The organism is uncultured Streptococcus sp. (genome assembly GCF_963521865.1).
Classification (GTDB): domain Bacteria; phylum Bacillota; class Bacilli; order Lactobacillales; family Streptococcaceae; genus Streptococcus.
Map to the genome: position 1 here is coordinate 1 of NZ_CAUQWY010000072.1, position 4,042 is coordinate 4,042.

At 42.3% G+C, this 4,042-nt stretch carries 4 protein-coding genes; all 4 read right to left on the reverse strand.

All coding sequences use genetic code 11. The annotated features are described in order from the left end of the window. Nucleotides 1-229: 229 nt before the first annotated feature. Complete coding sequence (locus RWO85_RS09785; RefSeq protein WP_314415639.1) at nucleotides 230-1,561, reverse strand: hemolysin family protein; 1,332 nt, start codon at nucleotides 1,559-1,561, stop codon at nucleotides 230-232. Between the two features lie 154 nt (nucleotides 1,562-1,715). Beyond that, the gene (gene endA / locus RWO85_RS09790; RefSeq protein WP_314414807.1) at nucleotides 1,716-2,540 is read right to left on the reverse strand and encodes a DNA-entry nuclease EndA; all 825 of its coding nucleotides are present in this window, start codon (nucleotides 2,538-2,540) and stop codon (nucleotides 1,716-1,718) included. A gap of 38 nt (nucleotides 2,541-2,578) precedes the next feature. Next, nucleotides 2,579-2,767 carry a DNA-directed RNA polymerase subunit beta gene (locus tag RWO85_RS09795; RefSeq protein WP_314414809.1) on the reverse strand — a complete coding sequence of 63 codons (189 nt, stop codon included), beginning with the start codon at nucleotides 2,765-2,767 and terminating at the stop codon, nucleotides 2,579-2,581. Then, on the reverse strand, nucleotides 2,760-4,042 hold a 1,283-nt coding region (gene murA, locus RWO85_RS09800; protein WP_314415641.1), incomplete at its 5' end, for a UDP-N-acetylglucosamine 1-carboxyvinyltransferase. The genes RWO85_RS09795 and murA, both read right to left, overlap by 8 nt.

A 4,042-nucleotide genomic window follows, 5' to 3' on the forward strand; every position in this document is an offset into this window, starting at 1 on the left:
CTTGATCGTCGGTTCAAATCCGTCTACCGCCTTCTATAACTTGATTTATCAGGTTTCATTTAAACAGAAAGCCCAATTTAAAGGGCTTTTTTCTTTTTACTCGAATAAATACGTATAACTTTAAAAAACTTTTGGGGCAAGTTTGGGGGCTGAGTTTTTCGAGGATACAATTCCCTTTTGAAATCAACTGAAAAAAGCTTCGTCACACCTGGTGACAAAAGCCTCTAGTTTACTCTGTTTCGTCTTCTATTTCAACTTCGGTAATTTGGACTTTTACCTTGGTAACACGTCCATTTTTCACTTTATCATTGGTTAGGATAAGCTGTTTGTTTTGGCTGACCAATTCATAGCTGAGTTTCTCAGTCGTTGGAATGGTCCCAACTCCTGTCAAATAGTAACCAGCGATGGTATCAACGTCATCACTTTCCAATTCAACATCAAAGTAGTCATTAAAATCATTGAGATTCATGGTACCTTGAACAATATAAGTATCTTCTCCGATTTGATGAACTTCGATTTCAGCCTTATCTGTTTCGTCATCGATTTCCCCAACGATTTCCTCTAAGAGGTCTTCTAGGGTCACCAAACCAGCCATCCCACCGTATTCATCTAGCAAGATTGCCATTTGTCTTTGAGTATTGCGCAATTCTTTTAGCAAGTCATCCACAAAAATAGTTTCAGGAACAAAGAGTGGATCTTGTAAAATTCTCTTCCATACAATATTGTCAAAACCGTCTACAAAGGCTGCCTTAAGAAGACTCTTGGTGTGAATAATCCCAATCACGTTATCCTTATCCCCATCATAAACTGGGATACGGGAAAAGTTTTGTTTTAAAATGCTCTGGATAATGGTTTGACTATCATCCTGAATATCCACCATAAAGGCATCCGTCCGAGGAACCATGACTTCTCTGGCCATTAATTCGTCCAGTGAAAAAATCCCCTGTAACATCTCAATTTCATCAGCATCTAGTGTTTCTTCACTATTGGTCAGCATGTACTCAATTTCATCACGGGTCATTTTTTCGTCAGCATCGTCAAAGGTCATCGGAGTCAAGCGACTCAATAGATTGGTAGATGCAGATAAGAGCCAAACAAAGGGACTAACTAGTTTTCCCAGCCCAATGATAACTGGCGCTGTACGAATCGCCAAGGCATCCTTTAGATTAAGAGCGATTCTCTTAGGGTACAATTCCCCAAAAACGATGGAAATATAAGTCAAAAATGCTAAAGATAGAAAACTTGCAATGGCATAAGCTGTTTCACCATTTCCAAGCCAAGATGCAATTTCTCGTCCCAGAGTGTCTGCCAAACTCGCCCCTGATAAGATTGTAATCAGGGTGATTCCTACCTGAATGGTTGATAAAAAGTGATTAGGATTTTCTAGTACCTTCAGCAGGCGGATGTAGCGTCTGTCTCCTTCTTCCGCCTTTTGTTCAACCCGCGCACGGTTAAGTGAAACCATGGCCATTTCTGTGGCTGAGAAAAAGGCATTTAACACTGTCAAGATAAACAATAAAACAAATTGTAGCAACAAATTCTGACTACTTGGGTCTTCCATAGTTCTTCTCCTAAAATAGTATCTTATCCTTTATTATATCACAAAAATTAGCTCAGTACATATTATTTTTTCTCAGTGTCTATTCTAGTTCTACTTAAATTGTCCAAAAAAGAACTCCTATATCCACAAGTGACATAGGAGTTTATCTTATCTTTTACTGAGTTACAGTTACTTCTCCAGTTCGGTAATCCAGTTGAAGTCCCTTTTGAACATTGGGAACTAGAACATTAAATTCCAATTCTCCGTCTGAAGACTTGGCTTCAATCTGTGAAGCTGAAGGAACTAAATCCTCGTTCGAAGCGTAGTAAAGGGTTACACGGTAACGGACACGCTTGTTTTTATCCAAGGCCTTACGTACCATGCTTTCATAGTAGTTTTGACCAGTCGAATCCTCGGCTTGCGCCTGATTTGCCCAGGCTGTTTGAACAGCAATGTTTTTAGGATTGCTTGTTGAGGCATCAAAACCATCCAAGCCACCGATTAAGGCATAGCCTAATAAGTGACCTCTATCGACCGCATGGGTATAAGTACCCTTTAGATTCTTAACCTGATGCCAGCCTGGAGGAGTCCAAGAAGTCGAACCATTCCCAGTTTCTTCACGATTCTTGTACTGGCGAGTAGCCTTAGACAAGAGGGCATTTGCTACGGTTGGCACTGTTTCCTTACCCACTGTCTTTGTTTTATTATCAGCGTAGGGCTTACTTGAAACCTTGGCATCTAGATTTGTTTTATTGCCATTGACGATAAAAGCACCTGAGCCATTCCACTCAAGACTCCCTTTTATTTGGCTTTTGACTGCATCTGTTAAGACACTTTCTGCCAATTCTTGACTAGGAGCTTCAGACGCTTGTTTTTTCTGACTAACCCTTGTTTTAGGACTATTAGCTGTCGACTGCATCTGCTTGATATAATAGCTCCCTGCAGACAAAAGCAATAACACTAGCAGCCCGATCAATGTCTGTCTTGTTTTTCTATCCATTTTTCTCCTTATCTCTAGAAAAAGACTGGTTCTCCAGCCTAATTTCCTGTAAATTTATGAATCAATTCCTGCCATTTTGCTGGAGACAGGATAGCCCATGGATCTTGACCCTTGCCCAAGATTCCATAGCCTACCATTAGACCGATTCCTAGGGCCAGAGTACCTAAAATCAGTACCAGGATGACTAAAAGTAAACGCTTGATTACATAGCTTGATCTCTTATTCATCTTCATCACTTGCCTCAATCCGCTGAATCTTAGCACCTAGCTGCGCCAACTTCTCATGGAAACGGTAGTAACCTCTATCCAAGTGAACCAATTTACCAACCACAGTTTCTCCTTGTGCTACCAAACCTGTCAAAATCAAGGCAGCGCTGGCACGAAGGTCAGTTGAAAGAACTTCTGCCCCCTGCAAAGGCTGTCCACCAACAATACGAGCTGTATCACGGATAATCTCAGAGTGCAAGCCCATGCGGCGCATCTCTTCTAGGTGTTGGAAACGATTTTCGAAAACTGTCTCCACCATAGTTGATTCCCCTTTTGCGACGGTCATCAAGGCTGTAAATTGAGCCTGCATATCTGTTGGAAATCCTGGATGGGGCAAGGTTTTCACATGAACAGCTTTTAGATTTCCTAGTTGAGAGCGAACTCGAATCCCTTCAGTCTCCTCTGTCACTTCCACTCCCATTTCAAGTAATTTGGCAATCAAGGGACGATTGTGCTCCCAGACAGCGTCTTTAATCAAGACATCACCACCAGTCATGGCAGCAGCCACCATAAAGGTTCCTGCTTCGATACGGTCTTGGACTACATTGTGAGTCGTACCATGAAGTTTCTCAACACCAGTAATGGTAATGGTCTCTGTACCAGCACCTTTAACCTTGGCTCCCATTTCATTGAGGAGAATGGCTAGGTCCACAATCTCAGGTTCACGCGCAGCATTTTCAATCACTGTCACTCCATCAGCCAGGGTTGCTGCCATCATCAAGTTCTGCGTAGCACCAACACTTGGGAAGTCCATGTAGATATGAGCTCCATGTAAGCGATCAGCCTTGGCTTCGATATAACCAGCTGTCTGACTAATCTTAGCCCCCATAGCTTCTAGACCTTTCAAATGAAGATCAATAGGACGGCTACCAATCGTACAACCACCTGGCATGGATACCTTAGCATGACCTACACGGGCAAGAATTGGTCCCAAGACAACGATAGATGCACGCATCTTGCTGACATACTTGTAAGGAGCTTCCTCAGTGATATCGCCAGTCGCGTCCACCTCAACAAGATGAGCTTTTTCATTAAAATCCACCTTGGCATTCAAACCACGAACCACCTGATTCATAGTGAAAACATCTGACAAGATAGGAACATTCTGCAAGACGGTCTTTCCTTCACTTGCTAGAATAGTCGCTGCCAACAAAGGTAAGACTGCATTCTTTGCTCCTTCAATCGTAACACTTCCTACCAGACGATTATCGCCACCTTGAACCACAATTTTTTCCA